12 protein-coding genes are annotated in these 15,354 nt (G+C 72.7%); 6 read left to right on the forward strand and 6 right to left on the reverse strand.

The genetic code is table 11. From position 1 onward, the window contains the following. Positions 1-268 precede the first annotated feature (268 nt). Positions 269-3,190, forward strand: a complete 2,922-nt coding sequence (gene leuS / locus ACZCAH_RS13700; protein ID WP_464341607.1) for a leucine--tRNA ligase — start codon at positions 269-271, stop codon at positions 3,188-3,190. 203 nt (positions 3,191-3,393) lie between these two features. Next, positions 3,394-4,575 (forward strand): hypothetical protein, encoded by a 1,182-nt coding sequence (locus ACZCAH_RS13705; RefSeq protein WP_464341608.1) that lies wholly within the window; start codon positions 3,394-3,396, stop codon positions 4,573-4,575. 34 nt (positions 4,576-4,609) lie between these two features. On the opposite strand, the gene ACZCAH_RS13710 is transcribed toward ACZCAH_RS13705, so the two are convergent. Continuing rightward, a complete protein-coding gene (locus ACZCAH_RS13710; protein WP_464341609.1) occupies positions 4,610-7,252 on the reverse strand; it encodes an ATP-dependent Clp protease ATP-binding subunit in 2,643 nt (880 codons plus the stop codon). Between the two features lie 325 nt (positions 7,253-7,577). Between ACZCAH_RS13710 and ACZCAH_RS13715 the strand changes: the two genes are divergently transcribed. Beyond that, the gene (locus ACZCAH_RS13715; RefSeq protein ID WP_464341610.1) at positions 7,578-9,041 is read left to right on the forward strand and encodes a PrsW family intramembrane metalloprotease; all 1,464 of its coding nucleotides are present in this window, start codon (positions 7,578-7,580) and stop codon (positions 9,039-9,041) included. Between the two features lie 66 nt (positions 9,042-9,107). Here the strand turns inward: ACZCAH_RS13715 and ACZCAH_RS13720 are convergent, their stop codons facing one another. Genes ACZCAH_RS13720 through ACZCAH_RS13735 form a run of 4 tightly spaced genes read right to left on the reverse strand, consistent with a single transcriptional unit; the run spans position 9,108 to position 11,927 of the window. Then, positions 9,108-9,578: an RNA-binding S4 domain-containing protein gene (locus ACZCAH_RS13720; RefSeq protein WP_464341611.1), complete on the reverse strand. Its 471-nt coding sequence runs from the start codon at positions 9,576-9,578 to the stop codon at positions 9,108-9,110. After that, positions 9,575-11,080 carry an amidase gene (locus ACZCAH_RS13725; protein ID WP_464341612.1) on the reverse strand — a complete coding sequence of 502 codons (1,506 nt, stop codon included), beginning with the start codon at positions 11,078-11,080 and terminating at the stop codon, positions 9,575-9,577. The genes ACZCAH_RS13720 and ACZCAH_RS13725 overlap by 4 nt, the downstream gene beginning before the upstream one ends. After that, positions 11,077-11,571 carry a low molecular weight protein-tyrosine-phosphatase gene (locus tag ACZCAH_RS13730; protein ID WP_464341613.1) on the reverse strand — a complete coding sequence of 165 codons (495 nt, stop codon included), beginning with the start codon at positions 11,569-11,571 and terminating at the stop codon, positions 11,077-11,079. The genes ACZCAH_RS13725 and ACZCAH_RS13730 overlap by 4 nt, the downstream gene beginning before the upstream one ends. Next, entirely contained in the window at positions 11,568-11,927 is a 360-nt protein-coding gene (locus ACZCAH_RS13735; protein ID WP_464341614.1) for a GNAT family N-acetyltransferase, read from the reverse strand. Before ACZCAH_RS13735 ends, ACZCAH_RS13730 begins: the two co-directional genes overlap by 4 nt. A 24-nt stretch (positions 11,928-11,951) precedes the next feature. Between ACZCAH_RS13735 and ACZCAH_RS13740 the strand changes: the two genes are divergently transcribed. Further along, positions 11,952-12,317 (forward strand): DUF952 domain-containing protein, encoded by a 366-nt coding sequence (locus ACZCAH_RS13740; RefSeq protein ID WP_464341615.1) that lies wholly within the window; start codon positions 11,952-11,954, stop codon positions 12,315-12,317. 103 nt (positions 12,318-12,420) lie between these two features. Then, positions 12,421-13,056, forward strand: coding sequence for an L-threonylcarbamoyladenylate synthase (locus ACZCAH_RS13745; RefSeq protein WP_464341616.1), 636 nt, complete (start codon positions 12,421-12,423; stop codon positions 13,054-13,056). Between the two features lie 82 nt (positions 13,057-13,138). Here ACZCAH_RS13745 and ACZCAH_RS13750 read toward each other — a convergent pair whose 3' ends face one another. Beyond that, complete coding sequence (locus ACZCAH_RS13750; protein WP_464341617.1) at positions 13,139-14,470, reverse strand: MFS transporter; 1,332 nt, start codon at positions 14,468-14,470, stop codon at positions 13,139-13,141. Positions 14,471-14,555: 85 nt separating this feature from the next. Here ACZCAH_RS13750 and deoD point away from each other — a divergent pair, with 85 nt between their 5' ends. Then, positions 14,556-15,281, forward strand: coding sequence for a purine-nucleoside phosphorylase (gene deoD, locus ACZCAH_RS13755; RefSeq protein ID WP_464341618.1), 726 nt, complete (start codon positions 14,556-14,558; stop codon positions 15,279-15,281). Positions 15,282-15,354 lie beyond the last annotated feature (73 nt).

Raw genomic sequence — 15,354 nt, forward strand, 5'->3', positions numbered from 1 at the left:
CCCCCCCCCCCCCCCCCCCCCCCCCCCCCCCCCCCCCCCCCCCCCCCCCCCCCCCACGCCCGTGCGCGGGGTCGTACACTGAGCCCGTGGCTCGTCGACTTCTGCTTCTCTAGCCGCATCGGGGTACGCCGACCCCGGGACCTCCCGGCGCGGCCGGTCCGCGCCGCTCCCCCGTCGGCACCGATGCGGCAGCCCTCGCCCGCGCGAGGGCTTTCCCATGTCAGAAGCCCCTCCATCCGAGCCGTACCGACCTGAAGGACGAACACCCATGAGCGAGGCCCCCTACCGCTACACCGCCGCGCTGGCCGACGAGATCGAGCGACGCTGGCAGCGTCGCTGGGACGAAGAAGGCACCTTCCACGCCGACAATCCCGTCGGCGCGCTGCACGGCGGGGAGGAGTCCGCGGCCCCGGCCGATGCGAGCGCCAAGTCCTACATCATGGACATGTTCCCGTACCCCTCGGGCTCGGGGCTCCACGTCGGCCACCCGCTGGGGTACATCGCGACCGACGTCGTGGCACGTCACCACCGCATGCTGGGCCGCAACGTGCTGTACACGATGGGCTACGACGCCTTCGGCCTGCCCGCCGAGCAGTACGCCGTCCAGACCGGGACCCACCCGCGGGTGACCACTGAGGCGAACGTCGCGAACATGCGCCGCCAGCTGCACCGCCTGGGCCTCTCCCATGACGCCCGCCGCTCGCTCGCCACCACCGACCCGGCCTTCGTGAAGTGGACGCAGTGGATCTTCCTGCGCATCTTCGACTCCTGGTACGACCCGGAGGCCCCCAACGCCGACGGCGTGACCGGCCGCGCCCGCCCGATCTCCGAGCTGCGCGAGGGGCTGCGCACCGGCGCCGTCGACCCCTTCGCGCTCGCCGCGCGCCAGGGACTGGAGCTGCCCGCGGAGTGGTCCGGCCGCAGCGCCGCCGAGGTCTCCGCCGCGAGCGATCCGGAGATCGCGCGCCTGGCCGATGCCTTCCGCCTGACCTACATCTCCGAGACCCCGGTGAACTGGTGCCCGGGCCTGGGCACGGTGCTGGCCAACGAGGAGGTCACGGCCGACGGCCGCTCCGAGCGCGGCAACTTCCCCGTGTTCACGCGGCGCCTGCGGCAGTGGAACATGCGCATCACCGCCTACGCGGACCGTCTGATCGACGACCTGGACCGCGTAGATTGGCCGGAGTCGATCCGCGCCATGCAGCGCAACTGGATCGGCCGCTCCGAGGGTGCCGAGGTGCGCTTCGAACTGGCCGGCTCCGCGGAGAGCTCCTTCGACGTCTTCACCACCCGCGTGGACACCCTGTTCGGCGCGACCTTCACCGTCCTCTCCCCCGAGCACCCCCTGCTCGAGGACCCCTCCGCCCTGCCCGCGGCCTGGCCCGAGGGCACGAAGGAGGCCTGGACCGGCGGTGCCGCGACCCCCCGCGAGGCCGTCACCGCCTACCAGGAGCGCGCCGCCGCCCTGGGGGCGGAGGAGCGCACCGCCGAGGACCGCGAGAAGACCGGCGTCTTCACCGGCTGGTTCGCCGTGAACCCCATGGACGGCCGCGAGATCCCGGTGTTCACCGCCGACTACGTGCTGACCGGCTACGGCACCGGCGCGATCATGGCCGTGCCCGCCGAGGACGAGCGCGACTTCGCCTTCGCGGAGCGCTTCGAGCTGCCGGTCATCCGCACCGTGCGCCCGCCCGAGGACTTCGCCGGCGGCGCCTGGACCGGCGACGGCGAGAAGATCAACTCCGCCTCCGCCGATCTGGACCTCGACGGCCTGTCCAAGGACGAGGCCAAGGCCCGGGCGACCGCCTTCGCGTCCGAGCGCGGCTTCGGCCGGGCACGCACCACCTACCGCTTGCGCGACTGGCTGTTCTCGCGCCAGCGCTACTGGGGCGAGCCGTTCCCGATCGTCTACGACCCCGCGGATCCGCAGACCCCGATCCCGCTGCCGGAGTCGATGCTGCCCGTGGACCTGCCGGAGGTCGCGGACTTCTCCCCGAAGACCTTCGACCCCGAGGACCGCGACACCGAGCCGCAGACCCCGCTGTCCCGTGCGGGCGACTGGGTGGAGGTCGAGCTGGACCTCGGCGAGGGGCCGAAGACGTACCTGCGCGAGACCAACACGATGCCTCAGTGGGCGGGCTCCTCCTGGTATCACCTGCGCTACATCGACCCCACCGAGGACTCGGTCCTGGTGCGTCCCGAGAACGAGGAGTACTGGCTCGGCCCGCGGGGCGAGGGAGAGGTCGGCGGCGTCGACCTGTACGTCGGCGGTGTCGAGCACGCCGTGCTGCACCTGCTGTACGCGCGCTTCTGGCACAAGGTGCTCTTCGACCGCGGTGACGTCTCCAGCCAGGAGCCCTTCCACCGCCTGTTCAACCAGGGCTACATCCAGGCCTTCGCGTACACCGACTCCCGCGGGGTGCACGTGCCCGCGGAGGAGGTCGTCGCGGAGGAGGACGGCACGTTCACCTACCAGGGCGAGCCGGTCACCCAGGAGTACGGGAAGATGGGCAAGTCGCTGAAGAACTCGGTGACCCCGGACGACATGTACGAGGAGTACGGGGCGGACACGCTGCGCGTCTACGAGATGTCGATGGGCCCGCTGGACCTGTCCCGCCCGTGGGAGACCCGCTCTGTCGTCGGCTCGCAGCGCTTCCTGCAGCGGCTGTGGCGCCTCGTGGTCGACGAGGAGAGCGGCGAGCTGCTGGTCTCCGAGGATCCCGCGGATCGCGACACCCTGCGGGCGACCCATCGGGCGATCGACGGCGTGGGCCGGGACATGGCCGGCATGCAGTTCAACACGGCGATCGCGAAGCTGATCGAGCTGGTCAACCACCTCACCAAGGCAGGCGTCTCGCCGCGCGGGGCGATCGAGCCGCTGGTGCTGATGGTCGCGCCGCTCGCCCCGCACCTCGCGGAGGAACTGTGGGCGCGGCTCGGGCACGCGGGCGGCATCTCGCGCGAGCCCTTCCCGACGGCGGATCCGGAGCTGCTGAAGGCCGACGCGGTGACCTGCGTGGTGCAGGTGAAGGGCAAGGTGCGCCACCGCGTCGAGGTCGATCCCGAGATCTCCGAGGCGGACCTCGAGGCACTGGTCCTGGCCGAGCCGCGGGTGCAGGAGCTGCTCGAGGGGCAGACGGTGCGGAAGGTCATCGTCCGCGCCCCGAAGATCGTCAACATCGTCGTGTGAGTCGCTGAGCTGCACCGACGCAGCAGTACCCGTCCTCCGCGGCGGGGATCCGGCCGGGCCCGGGACCGAGGGGTCCCGGGCCCGGCGGCGTCTCGCCGGGACCGGACGCCGAGCGCGCGGAACCGTTCCTCCCCAAGGCCCCGGTATCCACAACGGCAAGACGCGGGCGGACATGCAGGCGTCCCGGCTCCTACGGTCGCGACATGACCAGCATCTGGGGATCCGATCCCACCGCCATGGACGAGCTCGCCGAGACCATCCTCGAGAGGGCCGAGCAGCTGCGCGAGCTGTTCGAGCGACTTCGCGAGCGCACCGCCGCCCTCCGCTGGGAGGGCCCCGATGCCGAGGCCCATCGCACGCGCTTCGGCCAGGTCGACGGCGATCTTCTCGCCGCCTGCCGAGCGCTCGACGCGAGGGGCGCACAGATCCAGGACGAGGCCGCTGAGCAGGAGCGGGCCTCCGCCGCCGACGGCGCCGGCGACCCGCTCGCGGGCGTCCGCGCCGGTTTCCCGCCCCGGGGAGGGAGAGTACCGCCGTTGCCCCCGGGCTCGAATCCCTTCGCGCCGGAGGTCGGCGGGCCGATGGCCCATCCCGACCCGGTCGGGCTCTTCCGCGACCTCGAGGACCGGGTGCAGGAGTACGAGGCGGAGCACGGGCCGCTCGGTCCCCTGGTCGGCGGGCCCTTCGCGGCTCCTCTCGACCCGGGGGCTCCGCACCGCGCCTACGGTCCGGGAGAGCTCCCCGAGGGCGAGGAGTTCAGCCTCGGGGGGAGCCGGCTCGAGGAGGCGGAGGCCGATCGCCGCCTGTTGCTGAGCAAGATCCCCGTGGTCGGCGACGTCGCCTCCCTGCCCACGTACTACGAGGCGGGCGAGGGGTACTACGACGCGGCCCGCCAGCGGATGGAGCAGGCAGGGCTCGGCGCCTACACCGGGGGCATCTCGCTGCTCCAGATCGGGCACGATCTCGGGGGCGCCGCCCTCGGCGAGCGCTCGGTGCTCGCCCAGTACATCGACGGTGTGGACCGCGGGATCGCCAACGTCTCCCAGACCACGGCGGACGTCTCCACGGCCATCGGAGACCGGGACCTCGGGGGCGTGGTGCGCGCGGTCGAGCGGGGCGGCTTCCGCCACGCGGAGATCGTGGTGGACACCGTGACCGCGAATCCCCTCCCCTCGGCGGTGGAGGCCGTCGCGAGCGCGAGCGGGCACCTCGGGGAGGGGATCGCGCCGTTCAGCCCCGAGGCCGCCGCCCGCCTCGAGCAGTTCGAGCAGAACCACATGGCACGGCTCGAGCGGCACGAAGCGCGCTGGCAGGCCGCGATCGATGCCGAGACCTGGTACGACCGACGCCGCTCCGCGGTGCGGATGCCCTGGGATCCTCGGTGATCCGCACCGCGGCCGAGGCGTCGGTCGGCCGGGATCAGTCCCCGTCGCCCGGAGCCTCCGGCTCGCCCTCGCCGACCACGTCGAGGCGCAGCCCGCCGCGGTCCTCCGCGACGGTGACCCTCACCAGCTCGCCGTCGTGGACGGCACCGCGCAGGATCAGCCGCGCGAGAGCGTCGCCGATCTCCTTCTGCACGAGCCGCTTGAGGGGACGTGCCCCGTACAGCGGGTCGAACCCGGCCTCGGCCAGCCAGGCGGTCGCCGCCTCGTCGACCTCGAGCCGGATCCGGCGATCGCTCAGCCGCCCGGCCACCTCCTGGATCTGCAGCGTGACGATCGAGGAGAGCTGCTCGCGGGAGAGCGACTCGAACATCACCACGTCGTCCAGGCGGTTGAGGAACTCGGGCTTGAAGGAGGCCCGCACCACCTGCATCACCTTCTCGTGCTTCTCGGTCTCGCCGAGCTGCGGGTCCTGCAGGAGGTGAGCCCCGAGGTTGGAGGTCAGGATGAGGATCGAGGAGCGGAAGTCCACGGTCCGCCCCTGGCCGTCGGTGAGGCGGCCGTCGTCGAGCACCTGCAGCAGCACGTCGAAGACGTCAGGGTGGGCCTTCTCGATCTCGTCCAGCAGCACCACCGAGTAGGGGCGGCGCCGGACCGCCTCGGTCAGCTGGCCGCCCTCGTCGTAGCCGACGTACCCGGGGGGCGCTCCGACCAGGCGGGAGACGGTGTGCTTCTCGCCGTACTCCGACATGTCGATGCGGACCATCGCCCGCTCGTCGTCGAAGAGGAAGTCGGCGAGCGCCTTGGCGAGCTCGGTCTTGCCCACGCCCGTGGGTCCCAGGAACAGGAAGGAGCCGGTGGGTCGGTCGGGGTCGGCGATCCCCGCCCGGGCCCGGCGCACCGCGTCGGAGACCTCCTGGACGGCGCGCCGCTGTCCGATCAGCCGCTGCCCGATGATGTCCTCCATCTCGAGCAGCTTCTCGCTCTCGGCCTGCAGCAGCCTGCCGGCAGGGATGCCGGTCCAGCTGCCGACTACATCCGCGATGTCATCGGGACCCACGCGCTCGGAGACCAGCGGCCGCGACTGCTCGGTGGCGCCTGCGGCCTCGTCCTCCTCCGCCTCGACGAGCTGCGCCTTGAGCGCGGGGATGTCGCCGTAGAGGATCTTCGAGGCGGCGGTCAGGTCGCCCTCGCGCTGGGCGCGGTCGGCCTGCATGCGCAGCTGCTCGAGCTGTGCCTTGAGGTCGCCGACGAGGTTCAGCCCGGCCTTCTCCCGCTCCCAGCGGGCGGAGAGCTCGGTCATCGCCTCGGTGCGGTCGGCGAGCTGGGCGCGCACCGACTGCAGCTGGGCCACGCTGCCGGGATCGTCGCTGCCGGCGAGCGCGAGCTCCTCCATCTTCAGCCGGTCGACCTGGCGGCGCAGGATGTCGAGCTGCTCCGGCGAGGAATCGAGCTCCATGCGCTGCCGGGACGCGGCCTCGTCGACCAGGTCGATGGCCTTGTCCGGCAGCTGGCGCCCGGAGATGTAGCGGTTGGAGAGGGTCGCCGCGGCGACGAGCGCCGCATCGGTGATGGAGACCTTGTGGTGCGCCTCGTACTTGTCCTTGAGACCGCGGAGGATCGTGATCGTGTCCTCGACGCTCGGCTCCCCCACGAAGACCTGCTGGAAGCGGCGCTCGAGCGCTGGATCCTTCTCGATGTTCTCGCGGTACTCGTCGAGCGTGGTCGCGCCGACCATGCGCAGCTCGCCGCGGGCGAGCATGGGCTTGAGCATGTTGCCGGCGTCCATCGCGCCGTCGCCCGAGCCGCCCGCGCCGACCACGGTGTGCAGCTCGTCGATGAAGGTGATGATCTGCCCGTTGCTGGTGCGGATCTCGTCGAGCACCGCCTTCATCCGCTCCTCGAACTCGCCGCGGTACTTGGAACCCGCGACCATCGAGGAGAGGTCCAGGGAGATCAGCCGCTTCCCCCGCAGCGAGTCGGGGACGTCCCCGGCCACGATGCGCTGGGCGAGACCCTCGACGACGGCCGTCTTGCCGACGCCCGGCTCGCCGATCAGCACCGGGTTGTTCTTGGTGCGGCGGCTCAGCACCTGGATCACGCGGCGGATCTCGGCGTCGCGGCCGATCACCGGGTCGAGGCAACCCTCGCGGGCCTGCTCGGTGAGATCGATGCCGAACTTCTCGAGGCTCTGGAAGGTGCCTTCGGGGTTCTGGGAGTCCATCTGGTTCATGCGGTCATCTCCTGGGGAAAGGCGGGTCACGGCATCGCGGAGGGCGGCGGGGTTCGCGCCGAGGGAGCCCAGCAGACGCGCGGCGGCGTCCTTGCCGAGCGCGATGCCGATCATCAGGTGCTCGGTGGACAGGTAGGTGCGTCCGGACCGGTCGGCCTCGTGGCGCGCGGCCTCGAGGGCGTCGAACCCGGTGCCGACGAAGGTGGGTGAGGACGTGGTAGAACCGCTGACCCGCGGGAGATCGGCGATCGCGGACTCGGTGCGGGCGAGGACCTGAGCGGGATCGGCGCCGACCTCCTCGAGGGCGGCACGGCCGATGCCGTCGGCCTGCGCGGCCAGGGCCCACAGCAGGTGCAGGGAGCTGATCTGGGGGTTGCCGAGCTCGACCGCTCTCTGGGCGGCCGCGGTCACGGCCTCCTGCGAACGATGGGTGAACTGGAATTCCACGGCGCTCCTTCCTCGTCGGTGCGGTCCTGTGCGGATCTGCGTAGCCCTGGGCGGATCTGTGCGGTCCTGCCGGCGGGTTGCCGGGGACCGGTCCGGAGGCCCCGGGTCCGGTCGCCTCCCGATCCCTGCAACGACCCCGGAGTTGAGTCTATTCCGCTCAACCTCGGGCGGGTCCGCCGTCGGCGCCGGATCCGTGCGCCGCCTGCCGGGCGGACCTCCCGATCTGCGCCCTCGGCACCCGCACTTCGCTGAGGTGCCGTGGATCACGGAGTGCGACCTCCCGGCCTGTAGCATCGCATCGGAGCCCGGTGCGTGTCGTGTGGGGGTGCACTACGCCGACCTCGTCCCCGGGATCGTCCCTGACCTGCTCGACGTCGAAACCGAGGCCCTCATGTCCCAGTCCCCGTACCCGCCGCAGGGCGGCCAGTACATGCCCAACGGCCGGCCGCGGCCCGGTGCGCCCTCGTCGGCCCCCGGCGCTCCGTCCTTCCAGTCCCAGCCGCGCTACGTCGACTACGGCAACCCGCGCGCCTATGACACCTCGGTGCGTCCGGCCTCGGGGCTGACCGCCGCCCGCTTCGCCCCGGCGCAGATCCAGCGGCCCCAGCAGGCCCAGCCGCAGTCCGCCTGGGCCACGCAGACCCGGCGCGTCCAGGAGGTCTCCCAGGCGACGGTGCAGCCGCCGGCGACCTCGATCGTGGTGTGGCTGGCGCTCGTGGTCCTCGGCTTCCTCGCCCTGCTGGTGCTCGGGTACTTCTTCCTCCAGTTCGTCGTCGGCTCGAGCTCGAACCCGATCTGGTGGCCGATCAGCGCCTTCCTCGCCCTGATCTCGCTGGTGCTGATCCTGGGGATGATCTTCCTCGCCGACCGCTGGGACCCGCAGCCGATCCCGCTGCTGTTCATCGCAGTCTTCTGGGGCGCCGCGATCGCCGCGGGCCTGAGCTACATCTTCAACACCCTGAACGGCGAGATCGTCTACATCCTCTCGGGCAGCGCGGAGCTGGCCAACTGGGTCGGGGCCGTGGTCAGCGCGCCGATCGTCGAGGAGCTCACCAAGGGCCTGGGCCTGCTGCTGCTGCTGATCCTCGCCCGCCGCTACTTCAACGGCCCGCTCGACGGCATGATCTACGGGACGCTGATCGGCGCGGGCTTCGCCTTCACCGAGAACATCCTCTACTACACCCGCACCCTCGAGGCCGGAGGCGAGATCGGGCTGCTGATCAACTTCGTGATGCGCGGCATCCTGAACATCTTCGGCCACGCCATCTACACCTCGCTGACCGGCGTGATCGTGGGCTTCGTGGTCCGCAAGTGGGGCACGATCACGGGCTTCCTGGTGTTCCTGCCCGCGCTGATCCCGGGCATGCTGCTGCACGCCGCCTGGAACTTCTTCGCCTCGATGGGCGGCGGCCTCGGGCTGCTCGTGGTGATGTTCGGCGCCGAGATGCTGCTCTCGCTGATCTGGCTGATCTTCATCGTCGTGCTCATCTGGGATGAATCGCGGCTGACCAAGGTGCGCCTGGGCGACTACGCGAACCAGGGCTGGCTCACCCATGAGGAGGTGGCGATGCTCGCCACCTGGAAGGGCCGCCGCGAGGGCAAGCGCTGGGCGGACCAGATCGGCGCACGCAAGGTCATGAAGCGGTTCATCCGCGAGAGCGCGGATCTCGCCTCGATCCGTCAGCGGCTGCTGGCCGACGGCGCGAACCCGAAGGTGGTCTCGACGGAGTCGATGCTGCTGCAGCGCCTGACCGCCAATCGCCAGGAGCTGCTCTCGCACTCCGGCTGAGCGCACAGACGACGAGGGCGGGCCCTCCGGGACGGATCCGACGGATCCCGATCGGGGCGCCCGCCCTCACTGGTCCTCGGAGTCGTCCTCGGGCAGGCGCAACCGCTCGTCGCGGCCGCGCAGCCGATCCAGGGCGCGACGCTCGCGCTTGGTGGGACGCCCGCTCCCGCGGTCCCGTCGAGGCGGCGCCGCGGCGAGCTGCGGGGGCGGCTCGGGGCTGTGGTCCTCGTAGGCGGTCCGGGCCACGGGCGCCCCGACCCGCTTGACGAGGATCATCGTGACCACCACGATCCGCTCCCGGCCAGCGGTGCGGATCCGCAGCTCGTCCCCGACGACGATGCGCTGGGCGGCCTTGACCGGCTCCCCGTTCCGGCGCACGTGCCCGGCACGGCAGGCGGCCGTGGCCGCGGAGCGGGTGGGCGTCAGCCGGGCGCTCCACAGCCAGACGTCCAGGCGCACTGACGTCGGCCCCGTCGCCCCGGGTGGGGGCAGCGGCCGGGAGGAAGCCGCCTCGGAGGTCGTCCCGTCCTCGGTCATGCGTCGACGGGCTCGCGCACGAGCGGCCACGGATCATGGGCCTCGAGCTGGGTCGCGAGCCGCAACAGGAGCAGGTCATCGCCCGCTCGGGTCGCCCCGAGCTGCACCCCGAGCGGGAGCTCGACCCCGTCGATCCGCTCCCGGTGCAACGGCACGGCGAGGGCGGCCCTGCCGGTCATGTTCCAGGTGCTCGTGAACGGGGTGAACGCGCGCTGCGCGTCGAAGTCGTCCTCGCCGCGGTCCAGCTGCAGGGTCTCGGGCAGGGCGGGCGGTCCGGCGAGCGCCGGGGAGAGGATCACGTCGAAGGGGGCGAACGATTCCCCGGTGCGGCGCGCGAGGGACTGCACCCCGGAGAGGGCGATCGCGACCTCCGCCCCGGAGAACGCCCGCCCTTGCTCCCGCAGCCAGCGGGTCAGCTCGAGCAGCTGCGCCTCCTGCTCCGCGGAGAGCGGCAGGGTCGCCGCACCCACGGTCCACAGGGGCATGAAGGTGGTCCACTCCTCGGCGGTGAACGGGGCGGGCACCTCGATCAGCTCGTGGCCGAGCTCGTGGAGCAGCCCCACCGCGCGGTCGACGCCGCGCAGCGCGGCGGGATGGATCACGGTCTCGGCGGCGAGCGGCTCGCGCAGCACCCCGATCCGCAGCGGGCGCAGCCCTCCGGCGAGCCCGGCGAGATAGCCGCCGGGTTCCGGCCGGAGCGGGGTGGCGTCCCCCGGGAGCTGCGCAGCGATCACGTCGAGTCCGGCGGCGACATCGGCGACGGTGCGGGCGAGGATCCCGTCGGTCACCAGCCCCATGCCCTCGGTGCCGTAGGGGCCGGGCGAGACGAGGCCGCGCGAGGGCTTCAGACCGAGCACGCCGCAGCAGGCGGCCGGTATCCGGACCGAGCCGCCCCCGTCGGAACCGTGCGCGATCGGGACGATGCCCGAGGCGACGGCGGCGCCCGCTCCCCCGCTGGATCCGCCGGCGGTGCGCCGCAGGTCCCAGGGGGTGCGCGCGGGGGCGCCGGTGGCGGGCTCGGTGTAGCAGGGCATCCCGAACTCGGGGGTGCTGGTCTTGCCGACGGTGAGGGTGCCGGCGTCGAGCAGCCGCTGGGCGACGCCGTCGGTGACCTCGGCGATGGTGCCGCGCAGGGCGAGGCTGCCGGCCTCGAAGGGCTCCCCCGCGATGCGGGAGAGGTCCTTGATCGGCAGGGGGACGCCCAGCAGCGGCCGCTCGGCCGCGAGCTCCTCGAGGCGGCCGTGGCGACGGGCGTCCTCGAGCTGGACGGCGACGTCCTCGGCCTGGCGCCGGGTGAGGTCCTCGAGGACATGGGCGAAGGCTCCCACGCGCGCGCCGACGGAGCGGGCCCGCTCGAGGGCGACCTCGGCGAGCTCGCGCACGTCGAGGTCCCCGCGGCGCAGTGCGGCGGCGGTACCGAGGGCCGAGAGCGGTGCGTCGGCCTCGGGAGCAGCGTCCGGTGCAGGGTCCGGTGCGGAGTGAGCTGAGGGGTTCGCGTTCATCGGGCGCTCCGGGCGGCGAGATCCTCGCGGATCCGGTCGAGGATCCCCGGGGCGGCCTCCTGGATCTGCTCCCAGACGGTCTCGAAGTCGCTCTCGTCCCCGTACCAGGGGTCGCGGATGCCGGTGTCCTCGACAGGCGCGGGCGCGAAGTCACGCACCATGTGCAGGCGACCCGCGAGGCCCGCGCCACCGAGCCGGCGCAGCGGCTCGACGTGGTCATGGTCCAGGGCGAGGACCAGATCGGCCTCGGCGAGCTCCTGCGCATCGATCGCCCGGGCCCGGTGGGCGGAGGCGTCGAGGCCGTGGCGGGCCAGCAGCGCTCCCGCCCGGGGATCGACGGGATTGCCCTCCTCCCAGCCGGTCGTGCCCGCGGAGGCGACCTCCACCCGGCCCTCGAGGCCCGCCTCCCGAGCGGCGGCACGGAGGGCGTACTCCGCCATGGGGGAACGGCAGATGTTGCCGGTGCAGACGGTGAGGACGCGATAGGTCACGGGGTCTCCAGCAGGTCGGCGTACTCGGGGTGGCGCTCGATCCATCCCCGCACGAACCAGCAGGTGGCCCGCACGCGGAGATCCTGCGCACGGATGTCGTCGAGGGCGAAGCGCACCAGGGCGGAGCCGAGGCCGCGGCCGGAGCGCGCCGGGGTGACGACGGTCGAGCGCAGGTCGCGGAGGATGCGCGGCGCGGGGTCCAGGTCGCTCCCCGGCGCTGTCGCGGCGGCCGGCGGATGCTCGTCCTCGTAGTAGAGGACGGCCACCACCTCCTCGCCGTCGAGCGCCTGGTACCGGTCGCGGTCGTCGTCGTGGAGCAGGCGCACCGCGCCCGGAGCCGGGGAGGTCCCATCCATGCCGGTCACGGTACACTGCCGCTCATGCCCGCGCCCCTGATCTGGCACATCACCGAGCTGGCCGCCTGGGAGGCGGCCGCACGGGCGGGCATCTACACCCAGGCGACCCGGGGACGTGACCTCGCGGAGGTCGGCTACATCCATGCGTCGTGGCCGGAGCAGGTCTCCGGGGTCGCCAAGCGCGTGTACCCGGACCGCCCCGCGGACCTCGTGATCCTGGAGATCGACGTGGCGCGGGTCGAGGCCGCCGGGGTCGCCGTGGACATCGAGGAGGACGAGGACGGCCGCGGTCGCGGCTACCCGCATATCAAGGGCCCGCTGCCGGTCAGCGCCGTGCTGCGCCTGCGCCGCACGAAGTGGATCGGTCGCGAGTTCGTGGTCGTCGCCTGAGCGTTCCCCGACGCGCGGCGCGTCCCCGCTCGGCGCACCGGCGCTCCCTCGACGTCCACCCCCATCCCGTCGCGCCGCGGGACGCGCCGACGTAGCATCGAGCATGGCCAGATCCTCCGGCTCCGCCCGGTACCTCGACATCCATCCCGTCGACCCGCAGCCCCGCCTGCTCGAGCAGGCCGTCGCCGTCCTGCGCGACGGCGGGCTGATCGCCTACCCGACCGACTCCTGCTATGCCCTGGGCTGCTCCCTCGGGGCGTCGGAGGGTCTCGAGCGCATCCGCCGCATCCGCCAGGTCGGCAAGGACCATCACTTCACCCTGGTGTGCGCCGACTTCGCGCAGCTGGGGCAGTTCGTGATCGTCTCCAACCCCACCTTCCGCCTGGTCAAGAACGCGACCCCGGGCCCGTACACCTTCATCCTCCCGGCCACCAAGGAGGTGCCGCGGAAGATGGCCCACCCCAAGAAGCACACGGTCGGCGTGCGCATCCCCGACCACAAGGTCGCCCATGCGCTGGTCGAGGCGCTCGGTGAGCCGATCGTCTCCTCGACGCTGCTGCTGCCGGGGCAGGAGGATCCGCCGTCGGAGGGCTGGGTGGTGCAGGACCTGCTCGGCGATCAGGTCGACGCGATCATCGACGCGGGCGAGGTGGGCATCGAGCCGACCACCGTCGTGGACCTCACCGGCGGCGAGCTGGTGATCGCGCGCGAGGGCGCCGGGGACACGAGCCGCTTCTGAGCCGGACGGCCGGGGCGCGGCGGCCGCTCGGCCGCGTGCGGCGAGGGGGCTCCGCGCCGACGTCAGCGCTCGGCGGTCGACGTCAGCGCTCGGCGTCGGCGGTCCCCGATTTCCCGGATGTCTCGGATGCCTCGGACCCGGTGCCGTGGCGGTCGAACCGCCCCGACAGCGCTCCCGAGAACACCAGGATCCCCACCGCGTACAGCGGCACCATCCACAGCGCGTAACGGAGGGTCAGCGCATCGGCGAGGGCGCCGACGATCGGCGGCGAGACGAAGAAGCCCAGGCGCGCGAACCAGCCCACGACCGTGAGGCCGACGCCCTGGGGCACCCCGGGCATGTCGTCGGCCGCCCGGTAGGCGGCGGGGAACAGGGTCGCCACGCCCCAGCCGGCGGCGGCGAAGCCGATGATCGCGGTCGCCGGGCTGGGCAGCAGCAGGGCGAGCGTCATGCCGAGGGCGCTCACCGCCGCGCCGAGGCGAGCGGTCGCACGGTCGCCGAGCCGATCGACGACGGCATCGCCGGTGAAGCGCCCGATGGTCTGCGCCCCCTGCAGCGCCACGAAGGCGAGACCGGCCGCGAAGGGCGTCACCTCGAAGGTGTCGAGCATGAACAGCGCACCCCAGGTGCTGCCCGCGTCCTCGGTGGAGCCCGCGAACACCAGGATCATGCCCAGCGCGCACACCAGGCCGAGGGAGCGCAGCGTCATCCCGGCGATCCGCATCCCGCCCGGGACCGGGGCCGCGGGCACCTCCCCCGCGGAACCCGGGGCCGGGCCCGCGGCGGCCGGGACCGGCGCCGTCCGCTCGGTCGCGTCGTCCCCGGCGAGCATGAACCGCCGGGAGACCACCGCGGCGGCGCCGAAGACCACGAGGCCCACCAGGCCCTGCAGCCACAGCGCCACCCCCAACTGGGCGGCGGCGGAGCCGAACAGGCCGCCGCCCACCGCGCCGAGGGACCACCAGCCGTGGTAGCTGTTCATGATCGAGCGGCGGTAGCGACGCTCGACCCGCATGCCGTGCGAGTTCATCGAGATGTCCGTGATCGCGTCGGCCGCCATAGCGATGATCAGCGCCCCCGCGAGCCACAGCCAGGAGCTCGCGACGTACACCAGCAGATGGCTGGTCGAGGCGACCACCTGCGCGATCACCGCGACCGAGGCACTCCCCCAGCTACGCATCAGGCGCGCGGCCGCGAGACCGGCGACAAGACCGCCGATGGGGCCGATGCCCACGGCGAGCCCGAACGCGGTGTTGCTCAGCCCGATGCTCTCGACCAGCTCCGGGTAGCGGGGCAGGATCGCGCAGAACGACGCCCCGTTGAGCAGGAACAGCAGGGACACGGCCCAGCGGGCGCGGCGCGCATCGGCGGGGACCGGGGCGGGCCGACGGGACGGCGCGGAGTGAGCGTTCACGGGACGCCATTGTGCCCGACTCCCGGGGCCGCGACATGCGGTGCGTCCGCACCGCCTGCGTCGGCCCCGGACGTACGCTGGCGCCATGTCGACACACATCGGTGCCTCGCCCGACCAGATCGCTCCGTACGTGCTCCTTCCCGGCGACCCCTACCGTGCGCGGTGGATCGCCGAGACCTTCCTCGAGGACCCCGTCCAGTACAACGACGTGCGGGGGATGCTGGGCTACACCGGCACCTTCGCCGGAGTGCGCATCTCCGCGCAGGGCTCCGGGATGGGCCAGCCCTCGATGGCCATCTACGCCCAGGAACTGTTCTCCGACTACGACGTGCAGGCGATCCTCCGCGTCGGCACCTGCGGCGCCCTGTCCGAGCGGGTGAAGGTGCGCGACGTGATCCTGGGCGTCGCCGCCTCGACCGACTCGGCGATGAACGTGCCCCGCTTCCGCCACGTCTCCTATGCGCCGGCTGCGGATTTCGAGCTGCTGCGCCTCGCGGCGGACGTCGCCGAGGAGCGGCTGCTGCCGGTGGTCCCCGGCGGCCTGTTCTCCTCGGACCAGTTCTACAACCCGGACACCGAGATTGCGGGGATCCTCGCGCGGTACGGCGTCCTGGGGGTGGAGATGGAGGCCGCCGCGCTGTACACGCTCGCCGCGCAGTTCGGTCGCCGGGCGCTCGCCCTGTGCACCGTCTCGGACCACCTGATCACCGGCGAGGAGACCAGCTCCCTCGAGCGGCAGGAGTCCTTCGAGGACATGATCGAGGTGGCGCTCGAGACGATCGTCCGCCTGGACGCGAACTCCTCCGGCTGACCCGCGGCGCGGGCGGGACGCGCCGGGAGACCGGCTGCCCCGGCCGCCCCCTGCCGCTACGGCTCCGGACAGC

The organism is Brachybacterium sp. B718/18 (assembly GCF_055454375.1).

Coding starts and splice junctions, on each gene's coding strand:
- leuS (WP_464341607.1), top strand. CDS start 269: ATGAGCGAGGCCCCCTACCGCTACACCGCCGCGCTGGCCGACGAGATC.
- ACZCAH_RS13705 (WP_464341608.1), top strand. CDS start 3,394: ATGACCAGCATCTGGGGATCCGATCCCACCGCCATGGACGAGCTCGCC.
- ACZCAH_RS13720 (WP_464341611.1), bottom strand. CDS start 9,578: ATGACCGAGGACGGGACGACCTCCGAGGCGGCTTCCTCCCGGCCGCTG.
- ACZCAH_RS13725 (WP_464341612.1), bottom strand. CDS start 11,080: ATGAACGCGAACCCCTCAGCTCACTCCGCACCGGACCCTGCACCGGAC.
- ACZCAH_RS13735 (WP_464341614.1), bottom strand. CDS start 11,927: ATGGATGGGACCTCCCCGGCTCCGGGCGCGGTGCGCCTGCTCCACGAC.
- ACZCAH_RS13740 (WP_464341615.1), top strand. CDS start 11,952: ATGCCCGCGCCCCTGATCTGGCACATCACCGAGCTGGCCGCCTGGGAG.
- ACZCAH_RS13745 (WP_464341616.1), top strand. CDS start 12,421: ATGGCCAGATCCTCCGGCTCCGCCCGGTACCTCGACATCCATCCCGTC.
- deoD (WP_464341618.1), top strand. CDS start 14,556: ATGTCGACACACATCGGTGCCTCGCCCGACCAGATCGCTCCGTACGTG.